The following is a 24,371-nucleotide window of genomic DNA, read 5'->3' on the forward strand; positions in this document are numbered from 1 at the left end:
CGTTCGTTACTCGGCAGCCTTGTTGTCCGCGGGCTTGACGTGACTGACGCCGCGAATCTTTTCCGACAGGCTGATCAGGAACATCGAGGTCGGCCGCAGGATGAAGAGGTCAGCGACCAGCGCTGCGATCATCGAGAACGCACTGAGCCAGCCGAACAGCCGCAGCGACGGCAAATCGGAGAACACGGTGACGCCGAGGCCGCAGGCCAGCACCACCGTAGTCAGAATCAGCGCCGGACCGACCAGCACGGTGGCGCGCTCGACCGCCAGTCCCGCAGTCACGCCCGGCTTGCTCTCCAGCCGCAAGCGGTTGAGGAAGTGGATGGTGGCGCTCAAGCCGAGGCCGAACGATACCGTCAGCGCGACCACGCTGGCGAATTGCAGCCCCTCACCCATTATCCAGAGCACCGTGCCCGATGCCACGACCGGGAAGATGCCCGGCAGGATGCAGGAGAACATCACCACGACCGAGCGGAATGCGAGGCCAATGAAGATCGCGACCAGCAGGAACTCGACCGTGAGGCCGGCATTCAGCTTCGAAATCATGTTGGCGCTGTTGCGCGCGGCAATCGCCGACAGACCGGTGACCGCGATTTCATAGCCGGGATGCTCGGCCCGCACCTTGTCGAGCGCCTTGTCGAGCTTGTCGACGACGGGAAGGATTTCGCTCGAATCGAGATCGGGAACGCGCCCTGACACCACCACGGCATCCTGATCGGCCGAGATGAAGCGGCGGACCAGATGTTCCGGGATGACGCTGACATATTCCTTCAGCGTCGCGACGTCGCTGCTGCCGGCCTTCTCGGCGAGCCAGCGGCGCAGCGTTTCCAGCGACCAGACGTTGCCGACACCGGCCGACTTCTCGACCATCGAGTGGACCTCGGCGATCGTCTTCAAGGTTTCCGGCGCGTAGAGCGAGGCGCCCTTGGGGAATTCGATCAGCACGTCGATCGGATTGGCGCCGGTGAGCTTGGCGTCTAGCCGGCTCGATGCCGCCACCGCCTGCCGCTTGTCCGGCACCTGATCGGCGAGCCGGTAGCGTGGCTCCAGCGTCGCGTAGATGTAGCCGAGGCCGGCGACGAAAAGCAGCGCTATCAGGCTGAACAGCCCGGGGCGACCGACCATGCGCACCGCAATCCAGTAACAGAAATTGCGCAGCGCCTGCACGCCGGCGTCGGCGCTCTGGAATTTCACCGCAAAAATCTTCTCGTTGCGGACGAACAGCACGCCGAATACCGGCACCAGCGACAGCACGGCCACCAGCGCGATGATGGTGGCGGCAAGACCGGCCTCGCCGAATTTGCGGATCAGTTCGGAATCGGAGAATTGCAGCGCGATGAAGGAAATGCCGGCGGTGCCATGGGTCAGCACGCAGGCCGGGCCGACTACCAGCACGGCGTTGGTGAAGGCCTTCAGCTTGTCCTGGCCCGCAATCAGCCGGTCGCGCGCCGCGAACGTCAGCTGCATGGAGTCCGAGAAGCTGATCACCATGATGAGCGGCGTCATCACGTTCAGGAACATGTTGAGATTGAAACCGGCCCACCCGAGGCCACCGAGCGCGAGCAGGATCGCGATGATCGGCGGGAAGGCCGCAACGACCATGAACGATATCTTGCGGAAGAAAATGATCGCGATGATGCAGCCGGCCAGGATACCGAGAATATTGTAGGTCAGCCCGTCGCGCTTGACCGCGTTGCGGATCTCGAGCTGCATGACGGGAACGCCGGAAAGCTGGGCGTTGAGCCCGCTGCCGGAAAGATCCTCGGCCATGATCTTCCGCATTTCGCCGACCACCGTACCGAGCTCGTTCGAGGAAACGACCTTCGGCTCCAGCGACAGCACGATCAGCGCCAGAGTGCCATCCTCGGACAACAGCTTGCCGCGAATGATCTCGTTGGATTTGACGGTCTCCACGAACTTGTCGTAGGCGGCGCCCTGCGGCAGTTCGGGCGGGAACAGCGCGGCCGGCAACTTGCCGGGCTCCGGCGCCTGACGCGCCGAAAACAGCGAGACCAGGCCGCGCACACCCTCGACCAGTTGCAGGTCGGTGACCATGTTGCGGATCTTTTCGAGGTTCTCGCGGGCCAGCAGCGTCTTGCCCTCGACCACGACCAGCACGTCGAATTCGGTCGCCGGAAAGCGCTTGGTCACGGCCTCATATTGCTTGAAGTCCTTGGAATCGGAGCGGAACAACTGGCTCAGCGAGTCGTCGATCTTGATGCGCTGGATGCCGAAGATCGCCGCCACGATCAGCACCGCGAGAATGACCATGGACAGGATCGGCGCTTTGACCGCGATCAGCCCCATGCGCTCGAGCCCGAAGGCGATGCTCTTGCCCGGCGGCGGTTCCTCAATGGCTGCGACGTGGACGCGACTTTCCGAGTTCTTGTCGAGCATACCCTGTCCAGTTCTCACGTCGCCTGTTTGTGTAGCTTGGTTTTTTGTGCAGCTTGGTGGCGCGAATACGGCTTTGCCAGCCCCTATCCGATCGGCACTAGCCCTTGAAATCACGCGGTAAATTAATCGGCGCCGTTTTACAGGCCCGAACCTGATCCGGCAAGCGCGCGCGGCAGGGCAAATCGGCACGCAAATGTCGAAAATGCGCGTTAAGTCTCTGATTTGCCACACCTGCCAGCACCACTGGCGGCGATCAGCGCGGTTCCGCTTTCGTCCTTCAGCGCCACGCCCGTGACCTGGCGCGCGATGCCTTCACGCACCAACCACGCGATCTTGAAGGTGGCCTCATCGTAGCTCAGGCCTGCGCCGTGGATATTGGATACGCAATTGCGCTTCTCGTCGGTGAGGCCGATGCGCGGCGCAAAGGTCAGATAGGCGCCGAGACTGTCGGGGGCCGACAGGCCGGGCCGCTCGCCGATCAGCATCACCACCATCTGCGCGCCGAGCACGGCACCGATCTCATCGCCCAGCGCCACGCGTGCACCGGAAGCGACCACGACATGGCCGCACCGGATCCCGGTCTCCGCCAGGCGCGGAGCAAGATGGCGAACCAGGTCCACCGCGTGGACATTGACGGCCGCCGGCGACAGCCCGTCGCCGATCACGATTACAACCTGGTTCGCACCGCCGCCTCGCCTTTCCAGCGCGCGCCGTGAATCCGGGTCGAGCATGCGTCCGAGATCGGGGCGGCGCAGATAGTCGCGCCGGTTGCGAGCCTGACTGGAAACCTCGCTGACCTGCAGGCCGAGGCCGGCCAATTCCGCAACGAGTTGCCGCGCATCGAATGGGGCATGCACGGCATCGCGCGCGCGTGCGTGGTCGAGGGTGAAGGCAAGCAGCGCGTCGGTCGGCATGCTCGCGCCGGAGCGGCCGAGCCCGACGCGCGCCGGCGTCAGCTCCCGCAGGGCTTCGAGCGAGCGGGTCGGCGGCGCCGGCGTTTTCATGATCCTTACTCGGCAGGCACGGAGGCCTCGCGCAGCCGGATCGAATAGTTCGACGCGTTCTGCTGGCCGCCGGACGCCGCACGCGCGAACTTGATCAGATGATGCGCGATCGTGGCCGAACCGATCAGCCCTTCGAGATCGCCGCGCCTGAGGCGCCCGATCGCGAATTTCCAGAACACGCGCCTGTAATCGCTGAGCACCCCGACCTGCCAGAAGATGTTGCGCAGCATGATCAGCGCGCGCCTGATGTTGGGCCAGGTCTTCATTTCAGGCGCAACCGGCACCTTGATCCGGTTGGCGTAGGTGTAGTCGCATTGATACTGGTAACGCGCGTAGAGCTTCTCGGGCTGGAAGGCGACCTCCATGCATCGCTTCCAGGAATTGATGACCTGGTCGTAGGGCATCAGGAATTCGACGTTGGAATCGCGGCTCTCGTCCTCGTTGAGCCGGCCTTCGCGCTCCAGCCGGTCCCACAACGGCGTCTTTGGCAGCGCCTGCAGCAGATTGATCGTCAGCAGCGGAATCCGCGATTCATCGACGAAGTTGAGCAGTGCGTCCGCCGTGCCCGGCTTGTCGGTGTCGAGACCCATGATGATGCCGGAGACGACCTCCATGCCGTAGGAATTGATGGTGTGGATGCCTTCGTGGATCGGGACCATCATGTTGTGGTCCTTGTGCATTGCGTGCAGCGCATCGGGATCGGGCGTCTCGATGCCGCAGAACACGGTGACGAACCTCGCCTCGCGCATCTTCTCCAGGATCTCGGGCCGCTTGGCGATGTTCAGCGTCGCCTCGCAGGCCAGCCGCACGACGTAGCCCGTCCTCTTCTGCCATTCGATCAGGTGCGGCAGCAAATCCAGCGTGGCCTTGCGGTTGCCGATGAAATTGTCATCGACGAAATAGACCGTGTCGGTGATGCCGCATTCGCACATCCTGTCGAGTTCGGCAACGATCTGCTGCGGCGTCTTCAGGCGCGGATTGCGGCCATAGAGCCCGGGGATGTCGCAGAACTCGCACTGATAGGGGCAGCCGCTCGAATACTGGATGCTGCCGAGCAGATATTTCTTCACCTCGGCCAGTTCGTAGGCCGGAATCGGAAACTCCGTCATCGACAGGCGTTCGCTGGTCGTCAGCACCACCTGCTGCTCGGGACGCGAAGGGTCGCGCGCCAGCCGCGCGATCAGTTCATCGGTGGCGTCGCCGAGTTCGCCGACATGGAGATAGTCGAACGAGGGATAGTAATCCGGGCACGCGCTCACCGACGGGCCGCCGATCGCGACCGCAAGATCGAAGGCATGGGCGCGGCGACAGATGTCGTTCATCTGCTGGCGCTGGATGTGCATGCCGCTGACGAACACCGCTTCCGCCCATTCGAAGTCTTCCTTGCTGGCGGGGCGAATGTTCTCGTCGATGAAACGCACCTGCCAGTTTGCCGGGAGATAGGCCGCGATCAGGAGCAGGCCCTGTGGCGGCATGAAAGCCTTCACGCCAGCGGTCAGGGGATAGGCGTATTCGAACGTGCCGAAAGAAGACGTATAGCGCGGGAAGACGCACAGGATACGCCGTACCGTTCCAATGCCCTCAGCTCTCATCAAATTTCCTCAAGGCTGACATGAATTTAAGCACGACATTGAAAGTTGGGCCAGAAATTCTTCAACATTGTGACTGTGACTTCTAACTCGCTTTGGGTTCAATTGGTTGCACGAAAATCTGCAGGCTGGAGTTCAGGCGATCAGCCGCGAGGCAAATTCGGGCAGCAGGCCGGCATTGCCGGCAAGCCGGAAATTGCCGTCCGCGAGGCCTGATCGGACAAGCCAATCGTCGAACTCCGGCGCCCGCTTCAAGCCGAAGAGGTCCCGGACGTAGAGCGCGTCGTGGAAGGAAGTCGACTGATAGTTCAGCATGACGTCGTCGGCGCCCGGTACGCCCATGATGAAGGTGACGCCGGCGGCGGCCAATAGCGTCAGCAGATTGTCCATGTCGTCCTGGTCGGCCTCGGCATGGTTGGTGTAGCAGACGTCGACCCCAAGCGGCAGGCCGAGCAGCTTGCCGCAGAAATGGTCCTCCAGGCCGGCGCGGATGATTTCCTTGCCGTCGTAAAGATACTCCGGACCGATGAAACCGACGACGCTGTTGACCAGCAACGGATCGAACGCGCGCGCCACCGCGTAGGCCCGCGCCTCGCATGTCTGCTGGTCGACATTGTGATGGGCGTTGGCCGACAGCGCCGAGCCCTGCCCCGTTTCGAAATACATCAAATTGTCGCCGACCGTACCGCGGCGAAGCGACAGCCCCGCCTCACGCGCCTCGCGCAGCAGCGCGAGATCGACACCAAAACTGCGATTGGCAGCCTCCGTTCCCGCGATCGACTGGAATACCAGATCGACCGGCGCGCCCTGCCCGATCAATCCAAGCGTCGTGGTGACATGCGTGAGCACACAGCCCTGCGTCGGGATATGCAGCCGCGAGATGATGCCGTCGAGCAGCCGCAGCAACTCGCCGATCACGGCCGGATCGTCGCTGGCCGGATTGATGCCGATGCAGGCATCGCCCGAGCCCAGGAGAATGCCGTCGAGGATCGAGGCGGTAATGCCCTTGGTATCATCGAAGGGATGGTTGGGCTGCAGCCGCACGCTCATCCGCCCCTTCAGGCCGATGGTGTTGCGAAAGGCCGAGGTCACGGCGCATTTCTTGGCGACCAGGATCAGATCCTGGTTACGCATCAGTTTTGAGACGCCGGCAGCCATTTCCGGCGTGATCCCGCGCGAGACCTTCGCCAAAGACTCGCTTGTTGCGGCATCGGAGAGCAGCCAGTCGCGGAAGCCGCCGACGGTCAGCGACGATATGGCGGCAAAGCCCGGCGCATCGTGGCTGTCGATGATCAGCCGGGTGATCTCGTCTTCCTCATAGGAAATGACAGCCTCGTTGAGGAACTGCTTCAGCGGCACGTCGGCGAGCGCCATTCGCGCTGCGATCATCTGTTCCGCGCTATCGGCCGCGATGCCGGCAAGACGGTCGCCGGATCGCGGCGGCGTCGCCTTGGCAAGCAGCTCGCGCAAACCGTCGAACGCATAGGTGGTGGCACCGATGATCTGCCGATAGACCATGCTGACCTTCCTGCGCCGTATCCACTCCGTTGCCTGGCTAGTCTATGCCGGGCGACCGGCCAAGGCTACAGGCCGCAATCAGCGAAGTGTCGGCATCGTCCGGGCATCGATCCGCTCGAGGCCGTGCGCGGTGGACGGGACCAGCCATCAACGTCCCGCCTGTGATTAATCCAGCGTACCAAAATGGCGGATCGAAAAGCTTATTTGGTAAGCCACCGCGCTGAGCGCAAACAACATGTGGAATTTTGGGTTGCGCGTTCTCGCGGCTACCACGGACAGCAAAATGAATGCGCTGGTGGCGACGAGATATTCCAGCCCCAGCGATCGCAGATGCGCTTCGCCCTTTATCCAGGTATCGACCACATCGAGCGCTTCCGTGAGGGCCGCAAAGCCGAAGAACCAGCGGCGGCGGGAGAGAAAGTAGTCCTCGTAGCCCTTATATTCATCGAGATCCTGCGGGAAAAGCAGGACGCTCAGGAAATAGTACATCGATGCGTACACGCAAACGAAGAAGTAAAGGCCATACGTCCAGTGCTGGATGTGGCTCAGCCGAAACTCCCACCACCAGAAGGCAACCACGTTCAGGAGCGCCCAGGCGACCCAGCCAAGATGTACAGGCCAAATCGCGTAGCGACCGGGGTGCTGGACCAATGCCGCGATGCCACTGACCAGACGCGTGACGCTGAGCCCGAGGATCAGGGCGATCAGCACGCGCACGTGGAGATAGAGATCGAGATTGCCCGGCAAGGCGGCACTTTGAGTCATGAGTCCCAATTCTCACGCATAATCGAAGCAGCGCGGCGCCACCTTCGCCGTGCTCGCTGTCTAGCTTGATTCGCGCCACGAATGCCTGCCAACCGTTCTTCGGAGGATCATGCGGCTGCGCCGTCATGGCGGTACCGGCTCGTCTTGTCGGGCACTTCCGGGACCGCGCATCTTTCGCCGCACCGGCCACCTCCAATTGCGCTGATATACCAAGGCCCGTTGCAGTCGCACCAACCTGCCGAATTTTCCCGGCGAGTCATATCGCGATATTCAAGTAATCATTTGAAGTTATTCGATGATTTGTCTTTAGTTGCGGTTCCACGAACTTCGCGCGTTAAGACATTCTCCACCAAAATTCAGCACATTGCCTGCGCTGACGGCATTCACTGGATCCTACTCCGGCGTGCCGGTACGGCTGAATTTTCCCGTACTTATTTTGGTGACGCCATGGCATCCCGATTTTCGCTTGCAGCCAAATTGTATTCGATCTTCGCGCTGTTCGCGTTGCTCGTCGCAGCCATCACGGCCTTGTCCGATTACAACACCCGCCAGAACGCGGCCCTCACCGAAGCGGTCTCGATCGCCAGCCGCGCCGCGCTCAACGTCGAGCGCATCAATTCGCTGGTCTATGCGGTCGTGATGGAATCGCGCGGCATCTACATGTCGAGCGAGCCGGCGGTGGTGAAGAAATACGGCGACGGACTCCTCAAGTTCAACGAGCGCATCCTTGATGTCGTGAAGAACTGGGAAACGCTGGTCCAGGCCGACGACGCCCAGCAGTTCGCCACCTTCAAGAAGCGCATCGAACAGTTCGTCGACTTCCGCAAGGAGCTGGTTCGCCGCGGTGTCGAGATCAACGGGGCTGCGGGGCGTGAATGGGGCGACAACGACGCCAACCGCCAGGTGCGCACCGCACTGAACAAGGATCTCGAGGCGCTCTCCAAGGTCTACGCCGAACGCAGCAGGAGGCTGGCCCAACAGACCGACACCAACCATACGATGGCATTTATCCTGACTTGCCTCGGCGTGCTGGCGCTGGTGGTGGTCGTCCTGGGCGTGCTGATCATTTCCCGTTCGATCGCGCGCCCGCTCTCGGTCATCACCGCCACCATCAAGCAGGTTGCCGACGGCGCCGAAGGCATCGAGGTTCCACATGCTGAACGCGCCGACGAAATCGGCGCGCTCGCCCGTGCCATCAAGATCTTCCAGGAAGCGATGGATCGCAACCGCAACCTCAATTCGCAGGTGCTGGAAGATTCCAGAGCGCGCGATGAGCGTACCCGCCACATCGAAGCCTCGGTCGATGCGTTCCGGGAAGCGATCGGCGGCGTGCTGCGCGCGGTCACCGACAATGCGAGCTCGATGCGCGGCACCGCCCAGACCATCGCCAGCGTCTCATCGGAAGCAAGCGGACGCGCGGTGGCCGCCAACGGTGCGACCGAACAGGCCTCCAGCAACGTCTCCGCCGTCGCGAGCGCTGCCGAAGAGCTCTCCGCTTCCGTCGAGGAAATCGGCCGCCAGGTGCGCCAGTCGGCCAGCGCCGTCGAGCAGGCGGGCCAGCGCACCGAGAAATCGGTCTCCGAAATCGAGGGGCTTGCGGCTGCGACCCAGCGCATCGACGGCGTGCTCAACCTGATCCAGGCGATCGCCGAGCAAACCAACCTCCTGGCGCTCAACGCAACGATCGAAGCCGCGCGCGCCGGCGACGCCGGCCGCGGCTTCGCCGTGGTCGCCCACGAGGTCAAGGCGCTGGCCGAGCAGACCGCCAAGGCGACCGCCGAAATCGGCCAGAACGTCGGCCTGATCCAGACGTCGACCAAAACCTCCGTCGAAGCGGTCCGCGAGATCGGCGCCGCCGTGCGCGACATCAACGAGGTGACTTCCATCATCGCCAGCGCAATCGAGCAGCAGGATGCGGCGACCCGTGAAATCTCGGCGAACGCGCAATTGGCGGCGCAGGGCAACGGAACGCTGGTCGTCAATATCGGGTCGCTCAGCGACGCCATCGGCACGACGAGCACGGCGGCGACTTCGGTCCTTACTGCATCCAGCGAACTGACGGCCACGGCCGAAACGCTGTCGCGCGAGGTCGAAAAATTCTTCCGCAACCTGCGTGCGGATTCGTCGGAGCCGGCGCGCAAGACCGGCACGTAAGCCGGCGGCATCTCGGGTTCGCGCCAGAGTGTGAGGAGCCTACGAATCTGGCTCCGCAAAGTTCGGCAAGACTTCGGATTGACACTTAATCCGCCGACACGCCGACTATTGGGCCCTCGGCACGCCGCAGGACTTGTTCGGGAGAAGCAGCCTGATGGCAGTCCACGCAACGTCCGTGAGTCATATCTAATGATTCGAGGCCCCGGTTCGGGAGCTTGATTCATGCCTATCTCGACTTTCGCAACCTCGAAATCGGCAGGTGCGAGATGAGCTGGATATCGGACATATCGCTGATATGGCAAAATCGACGCGAATGACCCAAACCGGACGCACGCGATTCATATATCATTCAGTATTTGAGCACTTCGTGGGTTGACGCGATCCACTTCTACAACCTAGTGACGATTACAATTGGCGCTGGATTACCGAAATGATTCGTGGGGTGCTAAGGGCCATCGCGATTGCCGTCACAATCATCATCGCCGCAAACTATGCGCCACTACTTTCCTGGCATACGGATCAGGACAAATGCACGTTCGGTCCTGTCTCGAATGAGCAATATCGCGCTCATTTGCTGAAAGCGCAAAAGCAACGACCCAAATGGGCTGCTTTTAGCAATGATGGTCGAGAGATAGGCGCGCAGTTGAATTCTCAATTATCCGAGATGCTCACTCCTAAAGCTACGCTCTATGAGCGTATTGCAATCATTCACGCTATCCTGCGTGCGATTGGCGCAGAGTACCTGAACACGAACGGGAGAAAGGATTCGGATCCTTTCGATTCTGCTCATAATCGACGACATGACGTGACATTCAACTACCAGGTTGACATAAATCGGTTGGTGCTCTTTCAGCCATATCCAAGACGCTTATGGATTGTCGCCGGCCTGAGAGATCCGGATCTTCTGCGCGTGAGTATCACGAAGCAAGAAGATCGCATCACTGCGGCGCTTATTTCCGTGTTCGATCACCCTCCAGATGCGTTACTGGTGCCATCCGGGGAGAGCTGTCCACCCGTCCCTTCGACAGCAGAAGCAGCTCGCTACCAGATCGAGCAAAAATAGAGAACTTAATCGGGGAGGTCTGCTTGGCACTTTTCGGACTTGGGGCAATGTCCGACTTGAGTCCGCAAAATGCTGCAAAGCAGACGTGGATCAAGCCACGTTCGCCAATCTCGGCTTTTGGGCCCTACGGCTTAGGCCGACCGCACGGTTGCGAGGAACTTGCCGACCTCGGCCTTGAGGCGCTTGTTTTCGTTGGAGAGCAGTTGCGCGTTGGCCAGCACCTGTGAGGACGCCGTGCCGATTTCGCCGGCGCCACGGTTGACGTCGGCGATGCTGGTCGCGACCTGGGTCGAGCCCACTGCCGCCTGCTGCACGTTGCGCGCGATCTCCTGGGTGGCAGCGCCCTGCTCCTCGATGGCGGCAGCGATCGCCGCAGCGATTTCGGAAACCCGGCCGATGGTGCCGCTGATCTCCTTGATGGCGTGCACCGATTCCTGCGTCGCCGACTGCATCTCGGCGATCTGGGTCGAGATTTCGCTGGTTGCCTTGGCGGTCTGGGTGGCGAGCGCCTTGACCTCCTGGGCAACCACCGCAAAGCCGCGGCCGGCGTCACCGGCCCGGGCGGCCTCAATGGTCGCGTTGAGTGCCAGGAGATTGGTCTGCTCGGCGATCGTGGTGATCAACCTGGTTACGTCGCCGATGCGGTTTGCCGCCTCCGACAATTCGATGATCCGGGCGTCAGTCTTTTGCGCCTGAACGACGGCCTCGTTGGCGATCCGGTTGGAATTCGCAACCTGCCTGCCGATTTCATTGACGGAGCTGGCCATTTCCTCGGTGGCGGACGCCACCGACTGCACGTTGCTGGAAGTCTCCTCGGAAGCCGCGGCGACCACGGTGGAGAGCTCCTGGGTGGCCACGCTGCTGTTGGTCAGGATCGCGGCGGAATTTTCCAATTCGGCCGAGGCTGAGGCAACGTTCTCGACGATATTGCCGACCGCGATCTCGAAACTCTCGGCCAGGTTATGAAGCTCGGCACGGCGGGCCGATGCCAGTTCGCGGTTCTTTTCCTCACGCTCCGCCGTCTCGCGTTCGGCCTTGGCGATCGCCTGCACCTTGAATTCCTGGATCGCGTGCGCCATCTGGCCAACTTCATCGCGGCGCTCCAGACCCGGCAGTTGAACCTCGAAATTGCCGGCGGCCAGCTCGCGCATCGCCCTCGACATCGCAACGACGGGCCGGGAAATGCTGCGACCGATCAGAAATGAAACGACGATACCGGCGAGCGCAACGAGCAGGAGCGCTGCCATCAGCGTCATCTGTTGTTGCTCGAGCTTGATCCCGGCGCGGGCAATCTCGCGATCCTTGCTATCGCTGCTATGGGCGATCAGGTCATCGACCAGCTTTTCAATGACGGCAAAATTTCGCTCTGCACCCTTGATGAATATCAGCGCCGAACCGGCGTCGCCGTCGGCCATCTCGATCGCGTTTTTCGATTGCTTGAGATAGCCCGCGACCGCAGCTTTCAGCTTGTCGAAAGTCTCCGGGCCGAGCCCGCCCTTGATGCCTTCGACGGCCTTCAGCGCCTCGGAAATCTTGCCGGCCGCAGCCGAAGCCTCCTTGGCGACCGCAGCTACTTTCTTCTCGTCCTTTTCGTTGGCTGCAGTGGCAGCAAGACGATAGAGCTTGGCGTGCGCCGTCCACACCGTTGTAGTGAGATCGTTGGCCAGCTCCGATTGCCGGACCGGACCCGACACCAACGCGTCAACGGCGGCCTGATTCGACCGCAGCGTTTGCAACGCATAGGCGCCGAGCCCGATAAGGACGGCGATCAGGAACGCCGGAGCGAGCTGGACTTTCCATGAGAGGCCAATGTTCTTGATCCAGCCGAGCATATCACCCCTTCAGTGCGGCGATCGCCGCACAACAACGCAAACGCTTGATCGGGGTCAGAGCTTGTAGACGCCCGCACAGACGGCCGTGTTATCCAGCTTCTCGCAGTACATTTCCTTCGGCTCGACCTTCTTGCTCACCGGATTGACGAACTTGTAATCCTGCCAGAACGAAGGCTGCTTGGCGGCGAGTTCGACGCGTTCCTTGACGTAGAGCTTGCCGTCGACATCCTGGGCGTCGATCAGATCCTTGCCGACGAACTTCTCGTTCGAGCCGTGAGCCAGCACTTTGCCGTCGAGCTGGTAGACCACGACATAGAGATCGCGGTCGCGGAACTTGCTGGCCTTGTTGGTGAGCTCGGGATACGCCTTTTCGGGTCCCTGCTCCTTGATGAAGGTAACGGCCAGCTTGACCATGGCAACGGCTTCATCCTTGCTTGCGCCGCCGCCCGCGCTGGCGGTACCGCCGAAAACGAGAATGGCTGCCACGGCGGAAACGAAAGGCTTTGTTGACCAATTGTTCACGATTATCTCCTGGCTAGGTGGACGCAACTTGCAGGCGCGGTTCCGCGCACGTCATGCTGGCAACAAAAGTGCAAACCTTCCGTTAAAGTGCCTATCCGTAGTGCAGCGGAGATTAGCGCGGCTTCCCGCTGCGGCAGGACAACCAATTCTTAAAGAAGTCCGGCACGGAGGCATTCCAGCCTCATTCCACCAGCAGCACGTCCACGGCCACGCTGAGCTTCTGCTTGGGCGATCCGACGATGATGCCGTCGACCGGCGAGACGTCGGAGAAGTCTCTGCCGATCGACAGGACGATATGATCGTTCTCGACCAGGAGGTCGTTGGTCGGATCGAAGCCGACCCAGCCGAGCTCGGCGCCGCACCAGACCGAGACCCAGGCGTGGCTGGCGTCGGCGCCCTGCAGGCGCGGCTGGCCGGCGGGCGGAACGGTGCGCAGATAGCCGCTGACATAGGCCGCCGGCAGGCCGAGCCCGCGCAGGCCCGCAATCATCACATGGGCAAAATCCTGGCAGACGCCGTGGCGCTTCTCGAACACTTCCTTAAGCGGCGTCGAAATCACGGTGGCCTTGGAGTCGTACCTGAAATCGCTGCGGATGCGGCGCATCAGGTCGACGGCGCCCGTGAGGATGCCGCCACCCGGCGCGAAGCTTGGCGCGGCATAGGCAGTGAGCGGCGCCAGCACCGGCACCAGCGAGCTTGCAAAGACGTATCCGACCGGCGAAGCAGGACCGAGGCTGGTAGCCTCAAAGGCCACGTCGCGGATGAGCTCCCAGGGCGGGCTGGGTGCCGCGCGACCGGGCGCCTGACGCGCGACCGAAACCCGTGAGCGGGAATCGATCCGCAAACTACGATGCGCGGTCTCGATCAGCACGCTCTCGGTATGCGTTCGGAAAAAGTCCCGCCGCACCGTGCGTTCGGCCGGCCGCGGCCGGATCTCGACTGCGTGCGAGATCAATTGCTGCCCGTCGCCGGTTCGCGGCTCCAGCCGCAGCGAGCAGCGCGCAAAACTCACCGGGCTCTCGTAAGCGTAAGTCGTGACGTGACGGATATCGTAGATCACGCAAGACCCGTGAGCTTCTCCGGCCGGCTCGCATTGGGCCCGTGCGGGAAGTAATGCAGGCCGATGGCGTCGGCCAGGTTGAGCAGATCCTGTTCGAGTGCAAACAGCGCTTTCACATCCAGCGTGGCAGCCTCCGCCGTCGTCAGTGTTGCCTGCAACGCCACCGCCAACCGCTGCGGCCGCTCGATCAAACCGTGTTCCTTCAGGCTTGGCAGCGCCGCGATGTGGTCATTGAGCGCTGAGACCTGAAACGCGACCGAGCGCGGATTATAAGGGTCGAGCACGGCGAGGTCGCGAACCGGCGCCAGCGCCGGCCCGACCAGATAGCGCGAGCGGTAGGTGATCTGGCAATCCACCAGCGTCAACAGCACGTCGAGGTCGTCTTCGCCCGCCTCGTCATAGGCGAACTGCCGCGCGAACCGCGCGGTGTTGATAGCGCGCTCGGCGCGGCGGCCCATGTCGAGGAAGCGCCATCCGGCGGCGCGGTTCATGTTCTCCTGCGCCAGGCCGGCAAGGCTCGCCAGCTCCTGCAGCGTCAATTCAGCGGCGCTGACGATGCTGTCGTCGTCGTCGACCTGCAGCGCGAGTCGCTCCACCATCTCGGTGATGATCTGCCAGGCATCGGGCGAAAGCCGCTCGCGCAGCGAACTCGCAGTTCGCTGCACCGATCGCACCAGCGAAAGTGCGGAACCGAACTTCTCCTCGCTTTGCAGCGCTTCCGCGATGACCCGCGCCGGATTGGTCCGCGTCGCCTGCGAGGTAGCGCCCCAGGTCACCAGAATCCGCTGGATACGCTCGACCGAATGCAACGCGGTCGACGCTCCCTTGGCGGGATCGCGCGTCGAGGTGCCGAGCGCGCGGATCAGCCGCAGCGTCGCCTCGGCGCGTTCGAGATAGCGGCCGAGCCAGAACAGATTGTCCGCGGCACGGCTCGGCACCACGCCGGCGATCCGCCTGATCCGCACCGTGTCGGCGCCGGGCAACAGCGTCGCCGACGCTACGGCCTTGTCGGATACCACCCAGACATCCGCCGACCGCGCCCCGTCACCCATCGACACCGCACGCGCATCCGCCTGTTCGGCGATCCGGCAAAAGCCGCCGGGCAGGATGGTCCAGCCTTGCGGGGTAGCGGCGGCAAATACCCTCAGCACGAACGGGCGCGGCGTGATCCGACCCTGCTCCCACACCGGCGTCGTCGACAGCCGCACCAGTTCCTGGCCGACATAATCGATGCCGCGGTCGGTGATCGCCTGCCTGAGCCGGTCGCGCTCGGCTGGCGGCAACTCGCCGGCAAGCACGGGCGCATGGCCGGCAAAGCCGGGAACGGCCCGGCCATAGGCGCCCTCGATGACGAAATCCTCCAGCCGCGACAGCACTTCCTCACGCGCCGATTTCTGGCCACACCACCAGGTCGCGATGTGCGGCATGATCAAGGTCTCGCCGAGCAAGCGGCGGCACAGGCTCGGCAGGAATCCAAGCAGCGCCCTCGCCTCCAATACGCCCGAACCCGGCATATTGGCGACGACGACGCCGTCCTTGCGCAGCACGTCGATCAGGCCCGGCACGCCGAGATGTGACGAGGCATCGAGCTCCAGCGGATCGAGAAAATTGGAATCGACCCGGCGCAGCAGCACGTCGAGCCGCTTCAGGCCCGCGACGGTGCGGATATGGATGCGGTCGCCGCTGACGGCGAGATCGTCGCCCTCGACCAGGAGAAAGCCGAGATAGCGCGCCAGCGTGGCGTGTTCGAAATAGGTTTCGCTGAAGGCGCCCGGCGTCAACAGGCCGATGCGCGGCTCGTCGCGGTCGGCGCTGGCGCGAAGCGAATCGCGGAACGCTTCGAAGAACGGCGCCACGCGCTCGACGTTCATCGACTTGTAGAGATTGGAAAAGGCGCGCGACAGCACCAGGCGATTTTCCAGCGCATAGCCGGCGCCTGACGGCGCCTGCGTGCGGTCGTTCAGCACCCACCAGCGCCCGTCGGGGCCGCGGCCGACGTCGGCCGCATAAAAATGAAGATGACGCCCGCCGGGTGGTTTGACGCCGCAGACGGCGCGCAGATATTCATTGCTGCCGGCAATCGCGGCCGCAGGCACCGCGCCCTCGCTCACCAGCCGGGCCTCGCCATAGAGATCGCGCAGGATCATTTCGAACAACTGCGCGCGCTGCGCGATACCCGTGGTCAGTTGCTGCCAATCGGCCTCGTCGATGATCAGCGGCAGATGGCTGAGCGGCCACAGCCGGTCGGCGGTTTCGCCGGGGGCGCGATAGGTGACGCCGGCCTCGCGCAGATGCCGGTCGGCGGAGGCGAAGCGCCGCTCGATATCGCCGGGCGAAAGCGCAGCAAAGGCATCGAAAAAGCGAGTCCAGGCCGCGCACGGCGCTCCATCGGACCCGATATATTCGTCGGGGGTGCCGGGCAGCCGCGCATAGTCGCGCGTCCATTGCGCCATCCGGCGCTGGCCCGGGCGGGCCTTGCTCTCCTGACTGTTGCCTTGGCCTGACATTTCGATTCCCCGAGACCGTCGCTTCCGATTAGATCAGGAGCGGCGTCCTCAAGTCGAGCGTCAAAGGGAATTCAATTGTGCGTTCCTCGGGCGGCGGCTCGATCCGCCCCGGGGTGTGGCCGTGATCCTGAAACCGGGCCAGCCGCCGCGCCTCCGCCTCATAGGAATTGACCGGCTTGGTATCGTAATTGCGGCCGCCAGGATGGGCGACGTGGTAGACGCAGCCGCCGAGCGAACGGCCGTTCCAGCTATCGATCAAGTCAAATGTCAGGGGCGCGTGGACCGGGATGGTCGGATGCAGCCCTGATGCCGGCTGCCAGGCCTTGAAGCGGACGGCGGCCACGGCCTCGCCGGAGCGTCCCGTTGATGTCATCGGCATCCGCCTGCCGTTGCAGGTCACGACGTGGCGTCCCTCGACAAAGCCGGTCGCCTTGACTTGCAGGCGCTCCACGGAAGAATCGACATAGCGCACGGTGCCGCCGGCCGAGCCCTCCTCGCCCAGCACATGCCAGGGCTCCAGCGCCTGACGCAATTCCAGCGCGACGCCGCCGTGGTGGACACGGCCGAACACCGGAAAGCGGAATTCGAGTTGCGCCGAATACCATTCCGCCGAGAAATCGTAACCGGATAGCTTGAGCTCATCGAGCACGCCGAGAAAATCCTCCCAGAGGAAATGCGGCAGCATGAAGCGATCGTGCAGCGCAGTTCCCCAGCGTACGAACTTGCCCTGCTGCGGCTCGCGCCAGAGCTTTGCGATCAGCGCGCGGATCAACAATTGCTGCGCCAGCGACATCCGCGGGTCGGGCGGCATTTCGAGCGCGCGGAACTCGACCAGCCCGAGACGGCCGGTCGGGCCATCAGGCGAATAGAGCTTGTCGATGCAGATTTCGGCGCGATGGGTATTACCTGTTATGTCGACGAGGATATGCCGGAACAGCCGATCGACCAGCCATAGCGGGGCTTCGATATCGGGCGGCGGCACATGCGAGAGCGCGATCTCCAGCTCATAGAGCCCGTCATGCCGCGCTTCGTCGATACGCGGCGCCTGGCTGGTCGGGCCGATGAACATGCCGGAGAACAAATAGGACAGCGACGGATGGCGCTGCCAGTACAGCACGAGACTCCTAAGCAAATCCGGGCGGCGCAGGAACGGCGAATCCTGCGGCGTAGAGCCGCCGACCACGACATGATTTCCGCCGCCGGTGCCGGTGTGGCGGCCATCAACGAGAAAGCGGTTGGCGCCGAGCCGGACTTTCGCGGCGTCTTCATACAGGCCGAAGGTGATGTCGACCGCCTCGCGCCAGCTTTGCGCCGGCTGGACGTTGATTTCGATCACGCCGGGATCGGGCGTCACCTTGATGACCTCGATGCGTGGGTCATAGGGCGGCCCGTAGCCCTCGACATGAACCGGGAACTGCATCTCCTCGGCGGTCGCTTCCACCGCCGCGATCAGGTCGAGATAGTGTTCGACCTTCTCGACCGGTGGCATGAAGACGCACAACACGCCGTCGCGGATTTCGACCGAGGTTGCCGTGCGCACCGGCTTGGGTTTGCGCTTTGCTTTCGGCGCGTGCGCCAATCTTGACTCGTCCCCTATTCCGGACTCCTCGTCCTCGGCCGCCAGCTCCGGCCGCGCATCCATTGGATCTTGCTCGACGAGGTAAGGATATTCTTCCGGCGGGACATGCGGCAGCGACGCCATCGGCAACCGGAGCCCGAGCGGGGAATCGCCTGGGATGAGAAACAAATGGCTACGCCGGAACTGCCAGCGCTCGCTCATCCAGCGAGGACTATCGGCGTCCGCATGCTGGATCGGCAGCACGAACCCTTTCGGCTTGTCGAGCCCTTCATCGAACACACGCGCCATGCGTGATCGCTCTTCGGGATCGAACAGCTTGGAGTCGCCGGGATTGACATTGACCGGAAGTGCGGCTTCCTTTTGCAGCCAATGCACGGGGTCTTCGTATGCCGGCATCACGTAGCTGGCGTCGAGGCCGAGCCGCTTCGCAGCGGCTTTCATGAAGGTTTTGGCGTCTTCAATCTTCGCCTTGCGCGAATTCTCGATCCTCGCGATCAGCTCGGCATTCTTCCAGATCGGCACGCCGTCCTTGCGCCAATAGAGTCCGAACGCCCAGCGCGGCAGGCTTTCGCCCGGATACCATTTGCCTTGCCCGTAATGTAGTAACCCGCCCGGCGCGAAGCGCGCTCGCAGCTTTCGAATCAGCTCATCCGCCAGCGCCTGCTTGGTCGGGCCGATGGCAGCGATGTTCCATTCCGGCGATTCCAGATCGTCGATCGAGACGAAGGTCGGCTCGCCGCCCATGGTCAGCCGCACGTCGCCCTGCCTGAGATCGGCATCGATCTGCTCGCCGAGCCGATCGAGCCGTGTCCAGGATTCATCGGAGAACGGCCGCGTGATCCGCGGCGCCTCGCGGATGCGCCTGACGCTCATCTCGAAACCGAATTCGACGTTGGCGAAACCCGCACTGCCCGAGATCGGCGCCGCTGAGCGATAATGCGGCGTGGCGGCGACGGGAATATGCCCCTCTCCCGTCAGCATACCCGAGGTGACGTCGAACCCGATCCAGCCTGCGCCGGGAAGGTAGACCTCCGCCCAGGCATGCAGATCGGTGAAATCGCTTTCGACCTCGCGTGGGCCTTCGACCGGATCGATATCGGGACGCAATTGCATGAGGTAGCCCGAGACGAAACGTGCGGCGAGACCGAGATGCCGCAATGCCTGGATCAATAGCCACGCGGAATCGCGGCACGAGCCGGAACCGCGCGCCAGCGTCTCCTCCGGCGTCTGAATGCCCGGCTCCATCCGGATGACATACTTGATCTTCTTTTGAAGCTGAGCGTTGAGCTCGACCAGGAAGTTGACCGTGCTGTCGGCCTCGCGCGGAATCTCCTTTAAGTAAGCCGCGAACAGCGGCCCCTGCTCGGAGGTCGCGAGATAGGGCGCGAGCTCGGTCTTGAGATCGTTGCTGTACTGAAACGGAAAGGAGTTTGCGTAGGGCTCGACGAAGAAATCGAAGGGATTGACGGCCGTCATCTGCGCGGTGAAGTCGACTTCGATTCTGAGCTCAGACGCCTTCTCCGGAAAGACGAAGCGCGCCAGCCAATTGCCCTGCGGATCCTGCTGCCAGTTCACGAAATGATTGGCTGGCGTCACCTTGAGCGAATAGCTCAGGATCGGCGTCCGCGTATGCGGCGCCGGGCGCAGGCGAACGGTCTGAGGGCCGAGATCGATCGGTCGGTCGTATTTGTAGTGCGTGACGTGGTGTAGTGCGACGTAGATCGACACGGACCGGAGACTCCAGCGGCTTTTTTAAGCAGAACACCGGTTCCGGGCGGGATCAAGCATTAACAACGGGCACAAGGTGCCTACGGGAAGTGCGGATGTTCGACGTCGTCATTCCGGGATGGTCCGAAGGACCAGACCCGGAATCTCGAGATTCCGGGTTCGATGCTTCGCATCGCCCCGGAATGACGATCAATCACTTACATCGTAGCCCCAAGCACCCACGGCGCGAACTCGGCACCGCCGAAGTCGAAACTCTCGCTTTTGGTCGGCTGGCCGGATGCCGTTTTCAGCATCAGCTCGAAGATGCGTTGGCCGCATTGCTGCACGGTTTCCTCGCCGTCGAGGATGGTGCCGCAATTGACGTCCATGTCATCTTCCATGCGCTTGTACATCGGCGTGTTGGTGGCGAGCTTGATCGATGGCGCGGGCTTGCAGCCGAACACGCTGCCGCGGCCGGTGGTGAAGCAGACCATGTTGGCGCCGCCGGCCACTTGACCCGTGGCCGCGACAGGGTCGTAGCCGGGCGTGTCCATAAAGACGAAACCCTTCTTGGTGATCGGCTCGGCATAGTTGAGCACGTCGACCAGATTGGTGCTGCCGGCCTTCGCCATCGCGCCCAATGATTTTTCCAGGATGGTGGTGAGGCCGCCGGCCTTGTTGCCGGGGCTTGGATTGGCGTTCATCTCGGCGCCCTCGCGCCTGGTGTATTCTTCCCACCAGCGCATCAGGCCGACGAGTTTTTCGCCGACCTCGCGGCTGACGGCCCGCCGCGTCAGCAGATGTTCGGCGCCATAAGTCTCCGGCGTCTCCGAGAGGATCACAGTGCCGCCGTGGCGCACCAGCAGATCGCTCGCAGCACCCAGCGCCGGATTGGCCGAAACGCCGGAGTAACCGTCGGAGCCACCGCATTGCAGCGCCACCGTCAATTCGCTGGCTGCGACCTTCTCGCGCTTTACTTTATTGGCGTCGGTCAGCGCCTCCTTCACGAAGGCGATGCCGGCCTCCACCGTCTTGCGGGTGCCGCCGACTTCCTGGATGTCCATCGCGCGCAAACGTCCCGCGAGCTTCTGCTCCTCCATCAGCCCGCCGATCTGGTTGACCTCGCAGCCAAGCCCCAGCACGACCACATGGGAGAAATTCGCATGCCGCGCATAGCCGCCGAGCGTCCGCCGCAACAATGCCAGCGGTTCGTTCTGCGTCATGCCGCAGCCCGTCTTGTGGGTCAGCGCCACCACGCCGTCCACGTTCGGATAGTCGGCCAGCGGGTTATCGCCGGTGAACGGGTTCTTCTTGAACATGTCGGCGACGATGCCGGCGACATGGGCGCTGCAATTCACCGAGGTGAGGATGCCGATATAGTTGCGCGTCGCCACGCGGCCGTCGGCGCGGCGAATGCCGTCGAAGGTGGCGGGCAGATCGAAATTCGGTACCGGCTTGACGTCGACGCCATAGGCATAGTCCTTGGCGAAATCGCCCATACCGCAGTTTTGCGTGTGCACATGCTGGCCCGGCGCGATCGGCGCCGTGGCAAATCCGATGATCTGGCCGTAGCGGCGGACCGGCTCGCCCATGGCGATCGGCCTGATTGCGACCTTATGGCCGGCCGGAATCCGTTCGGTCGTGGTGACGCCCTCAGCCACCAACATGCCTGGCGGCAAGCTCGCGCGCGCGATCAGCACGCCATCGTCAGGGTGCAGGCGGATCACGGGTGCGGGGGTGGTCATAAGATGTCTCCTTGCCTCTAAATCTATCGTGCCCCGGATGCTGCGCAGCGCGGAGCGGTGCGCTGCTGATCCGGGGCCCCACACACCGCTGCTGTTACTGGGTCCCGGCTCTGCGGTGCACCGCCAAGAGGCGCTGCACCGCGTCCGGGACACGAGCCCTTTACGCTTTTCCGCCCGAATCCTTCCTCGTCTGGTTCACCTGCATCTTGGCGTAGGTCATCATCAAGCCACTCTCGTTCGAGAGCGTGACGAGCTTGAAGCCCATGTTGATGGCGCGCACCGCGCCCTCGGCGCCCGAGCAGTGAATGCCGGGATTGAGCCCTCGCTTGCCGCATTCCTTGACGATCTTCTCGTAGATCTTGAGGATTTCAGGCTCGTCGCGGTCGAGCTTCGGCACCAGGCCATAGGAGAAGCCGAGATCGGAGGGGCCGATATAGACGCCGTCGATGCCCTCGACGTCGAGGATCGATTCCATGTTTTCGACTGCCGTCCTGGTCTCCATCATCGGCAGCAGCACGATCTCGTCGTTTGCCGTCTGCTGGTAAGAGCCGGCCGAGCCGTACATACCGGAGCGGATCGGGCCATTCGAGCGCGTGCCCTTCGGCGGATACTTCGCGTACTGGACGAGGTTCTTCGCCTCCTGCGGGGTGTTGATCATCGGACAGATCACGCCATAGGCGCCGCCGTCGAGCACCTTGCCGATGATGCCGGGCTCGTTCCAGGGCACGCGGACCATCGGCGTCACCGGATGGCCGTTCATCGCCTGAAAGCATTGGACCATCGAGAGGTAATCCTGCACGCCGTGCTGCATGTCGACGGTGACGCTGTCGAATCCGCATTGCGCGATCACTTCGGCCGAAAAGCCGGAGGGGATCGCGAGCCACGCGTTCACCACGGCCTTGCCCGAGGCCCATACTTTCTTGACGTTGTTGGTTGCCATTGATCGCTTTCCCTTTGTGATCGTTACAATTGTTGAAGTTCGCAGATTTGATTAGCTGGTCGCGCGCTGAATGCTCGATTCGCTGACGCCGACCTCGCGGGCGGTGTTGACGATCGCAGCCCAGGTATCATCAGGCAGCGGCACGCCGTTCCTGGTGCGCTCGGCGCGCGTCTTCCGTTCCGGGTCGCCCGGGACCAGCACGGACTCGACGCCGGCGATCGGCTTGGTCTCGCGGATGAAGTCGGTATAGCGCGAGATTTCGTCGTCGAAATAGCTGGCCGTGTCGATCACCTTGGGATCGATATAGAAGGCAAGCATGCCGTTGGCGAACTGCCGGCCGCCGGAAGTGGCGCCGGTGCCGGTCAGCGCGCCGCCGAGCAGTTCGCAGATGAAGGCGAGCCCCGAGCCCTTGTGCTCGCCGAAGGCGCGGATCGCGCCGGTCCCCTTGGTGTGGTCGCGCGGCCCGTCCGGCGTGTAGGGACCATAGAGCACGGACGGCTCTTCGCTCAGCGTGCCGTCGGCATCGACCAGTGCGCCGGTGGGAAGCTTCTTGCCGCCGCGGCTGGCGACCAGCACCTTGCCTTCGGCGACGATGGAGGTCGCGAAATCGAGCACGATCGGATCTTGCCCCTGGCGCGGAATGCCGACGCAGTAAGGCGCGGTCGAGAGCCGTTTCTGGACACCGCCGTACGGCGCGACCAGCAGCGAGCCGGCGGCATTGACGAAATGCACCGACACCAGCCCTTCGGCGGCGGCCATTTCCGCCCAGTCGCCGACGCGGCCGATGTGGCCGGCATTGCGGAGCGCGATGGCTGACAGTCCCGCCTTCTTGCACTTCTCGATACCGGTCCGCACAGCGAATGGCGTTGCGGTCTGGCCATAACCAAACTTGCCATCGACCACCGCGAGCGACGGGGTGTCGACGACGATCTCGGGCGTCTGGTTGGGAACGACGTTGCCTGTCTTCTTCCAGCGGATATAGACCGGAACCCGGATCACGCCGTGGCTGTCATGGCCAGTCAGATTGGCTGTCGTGAGATAAGTGGCGATCCGCCTTGCTTCCTCGGGCGAGGATTCCGAATGCGAAAAAACCTCTGCGACGAAGTCGATCAGATTGTTGACTTTTATTGTGACCATGTCCGGATTTCAGCCCTGTCCTTGCACGGGAGAGCCTGAGTTCGAACAGCTACCCACGTGACTCCCGCACCGGTTTTGATGACCGGCTTGGCCGGCACTTTGAACGAAAAATCGCGCACGTGTCTACCGCCTCAGTCGCGTTTGACAAATGATTGCAATCATTTGCCGGCCGCTATGCATCGGGCCAGTAGCATCATGCAAATTTGCGCTTACTCGTCTGCTTCGACCTCGCCCTCACCCGCTACCTCCATCGCGGCAAGGCTGCGCTCGAGTTCGCCCAGCATGTCCTGCAATTCGGCGAGCTTGCGTGCGCCAAAACGATGCGTGATCTCGGCGTAGATCGCTTCCGAGGTCGGCGCGACGGCCTCGATCAGCTTCAGCCCCTTGGACGAGATCGACACCTCGCCGCGGCGAAGATCAGCCTTGGCCGTGCGGCGTTCGATCAGATCGCGCGCTTCGAGATCGCGCAGGATTCGCGACAGGCTCGGCCCCAGCAGGAAGGCGACGCGTGCCAGCTCCGTCACCTCGATGGTATCTACCGCCGTCAGCGCGCGCAGGATCCGCCATTGCTGCTCGGTCAGCCCATGATTGCGCAGGGACGGACGGAACTGGCGCATCACGGCTTCGCGCGCGCGCAGTAGCGACATCGGCAGCGAGCGCGAGAATTCGCGCATCGGCGCGCGGCGTGCCTCCGCCGTTCCCTCCTGGTCCGAACGCGATCCGTTCGGCGATTTCTTGCCTGACATCTTCAGTGGCCCGCCCATCGGGAATCCTCGATTCCGGCAAGGATAGAGTTTTGCGGCGCAACAAGCATCAAATCAGTTTGCGCAAGATAACTTAACATGTTAAACA

Annotated in this window: 16 protein-coding genes; 2 read left to right on the plus strand and 14 right to left on the minus strand. The window is 62.8% G+C overall.

Annotated elements, in window-relative coordinates; all coding sequences use genetic code 11:
• Positions 1–6: 6 nt before the first annotated feature.
• The 5 genes from LMTR3_RS06635 to LMTR3_RS06655 all read right to left on the minus strand — a co-directional run bounded on the left by LMTR3_RS06635 (position 7) and on the right by LMTR3_RS06655 (position 7,255).
• Complete coding sequence (locus LMTR3_RS06635; RefSeq protein ID WP_065744282.1) at positions 7–2,397, minus strand: efflux RND transporter permease subunit; 2,391 nt, start codon at positions 2,395–2,397, stop codon at positions 7–9.
• A gap of 209 nt (positions 2,398–2,606) precedes the next feature.
• Complete coding sequence (gene eutC / locus LMTR3_RS06640; RefSeq protein WP_065744283.1) at positions 2,607–3,401, minus strand: ethanolamine ammonia-lyase subunit EutC; 795 nt, start codon at positions 3,399–3,401, stop codon at positions 2,607–2,609.
• 5 nt (positions 3,402–3,406) lie between these two features.
• Positions 3,407–4,993 (minus strand): B12-binding domain-containing radical SAM protein, encoded by a 1,587-nt coding sequence (locus LMTR3_RS06645; protein WP_065744284.1) that lies wholly within the window; start codon positions 4,991–4,993, stop codon positions 3,407–3,409.
• A gap of 132 nt (positions 4,994–5,125) precedes the next feature.
• Entirely contained in the window at positions 5,126–6,508 is a 1,383-nt protein-coding gene (locus tag LMTR3_RS06650; protein WP_065744285.1) for an ethanolamine ammonia-lyase subunit EutB, read from the minus strand.
• Between the two features lie 165 nt (positions 6,509–6,673).
• On the minus strand, positions 6,674–7,255 hold the full coding sequence (locus LMTR3_RS06655; protein ID WP_210184678.1) for a hypothetical protein: 582 nt from the start codon (positions 7,253–7,255) through the stop codon (positions 6,674–6,676).
• A 465-nt stretch (positions 7,256–7,720) separates the two neighbouring features.
• Here LMTR3_RS06655 and LMTR3_RS06660 point away from each other — a divergent pair, with 465 nt between their 5' ends.
• On the plus strand, positions 7,721–9,427 hold the full coding sequence (locus tag LMTR3_RS06660) for a methyl-accepting chemotaxis protein (RefSeq protein ID WP_065744287.1): 1,707 nt from the start codon (positions 7,721–7,723) through the stop codon (positions 9,425–9,427).
• A gap of 430 nt (positions 9,428–9,857) precedes the next feature.
• The gene (locus tag LMTR3_RS06665; RefSeq protein ID WP_065744288.1) at positions 9,858–10,490 is read left to right on the plus strand and encodes a hypothetical protein; all 633 of its coding nucleotides are present in this window, start codon (positions 9,858–9,860) and stop codon (positions 10,488–10,490) included.
• Positions 10,491–10,621: 131 nt separating this feature from the next.
• Here the strand turns inward: LMTR3_RS06665 and LMTR3_RS06670 are convergent, their stop codons facing one another.
• The 9 genes from LMTR3_RS06670 to hpaR form a co-directional block, all read right to left on the minus strand.
• The gene (locus LMTR3_RS06670) at positions 10,622–12,322 is read right to left on the minus strand and encodes a methyl-accepting chemotaxis protein (RefSeq protein WP_065744289.1); all 1,701 of its coding nucleotides are present in this window, start codon (positions 12,320–12,322) and stop codon (positions 10,622–10,624) included.
• A gap of 54 nt (positions 12,323–12,376) precedes the next feature.
• Positions 12,377–12,844, minus strand: a complete 468-nt coding sequence (locus LMTR3_RS06675) for a cache domain-containing protein (protein ID WP_065744290.1) — start codon at positions 12,842–12,844, stop codon at positions 12,377–12,379.
• Between the two features lie 181 nt (positions 12,845–13,025).
• Complete coding sequence (locus LMTR3_RS06680; protein ID WP_065744291.1) at positions 13,026–13,904, minus strand: transglutaminase family protein; 879 nt, start codon at positions 13,902–13,904, stop codon at positions 13,026–13,028.
• Entirely contained in the window at positions 13,901–16,411 is a 2,511-nt protein-coding gene (locus tag LMTR3_RS06685; protein ID WP_065744292.1) for a circularly permuted type 2 ATP-grasp protein, read from the minus strand. Before LMTR3_RS06685 ends, LMTR3_RS06680 begins: the two co-directional genes overlap by 4 nt.
• Before the next feature lie 28 nt (positions 16,412–16,439).
• Positions 16,440–19,718, minus strand: a complete 3,279-nt coding sequence (locus LMTR3_RS06690) for a transglutaminase family protein (protein ID WP_065744293.1) — start codon at positions 19,716–19,718, stop codon at positions 16,440–16,442.
• A gap of 197 nt (positions 19,719–19,915) precedes the next feature.
• On the minus strand, positions 19,916–21,442 hold the full coding sequence (locus LMTR3_RS06695; protein ID WP_065744294.1) for a UxaA family hydrolase: 1,527 nt from the start codon (positions 21,440–21,442) through the stop codon (positions 19,916–19,918).
• A 160-nt stretch (positions 21,443–21,602) separates the two neighbouring features.
• Positions 21,603–22,382, minus strand: coding sequence for an HpcH/HpaI aldolase family protein (locus LMTR3_RS06700; protein WP_057901996.1), 780 nt, complete (start codon positions 22,380–22,382; stop codon positions 21,603–21,605).
• A gap of 51 nt (positions 22,383–22,433) precedes the next feature.
• Positions 22,434–23,519: a malate/lactate/ureidoglycolate dehydrogenase gene (locus LMTR3_RS06705; RefSeq protein ID WP_065744295.1), complete on the minus strand. Its 1,086-nt coding sequence runs from the start codon at positions 23,517–23,519 to the stop codon at positions 22,434–22,436.
• Between the two features lie 209 nt (positions 23,520–23,728).
• Positions 23,729–24,193: a homoprotocatechuate degradation operon regulator HpaR gene (hpaR, locus tag LMTR3_RS06710; RefSeq protein WP_245319790.1), complete on the minus strand. Its 465-nt coding sequence runs from the start codon at positions 24,191–24,193 to the stop codon at positions 23,729–23,731.
• Between the last annotated feature and the right edge of the window lie 178 nt (positions 24,194–24,371).

The organism is Bradyrhizobium sp. LMTR 3 (genome assembly GCF_001693485.1).
Taxonomy (GTDB): Bacteria; Pseudomonadota; Alphaproteobacteria; order Rhizobiales; family Xanthobacteraceae; genus Bradyrhizobium.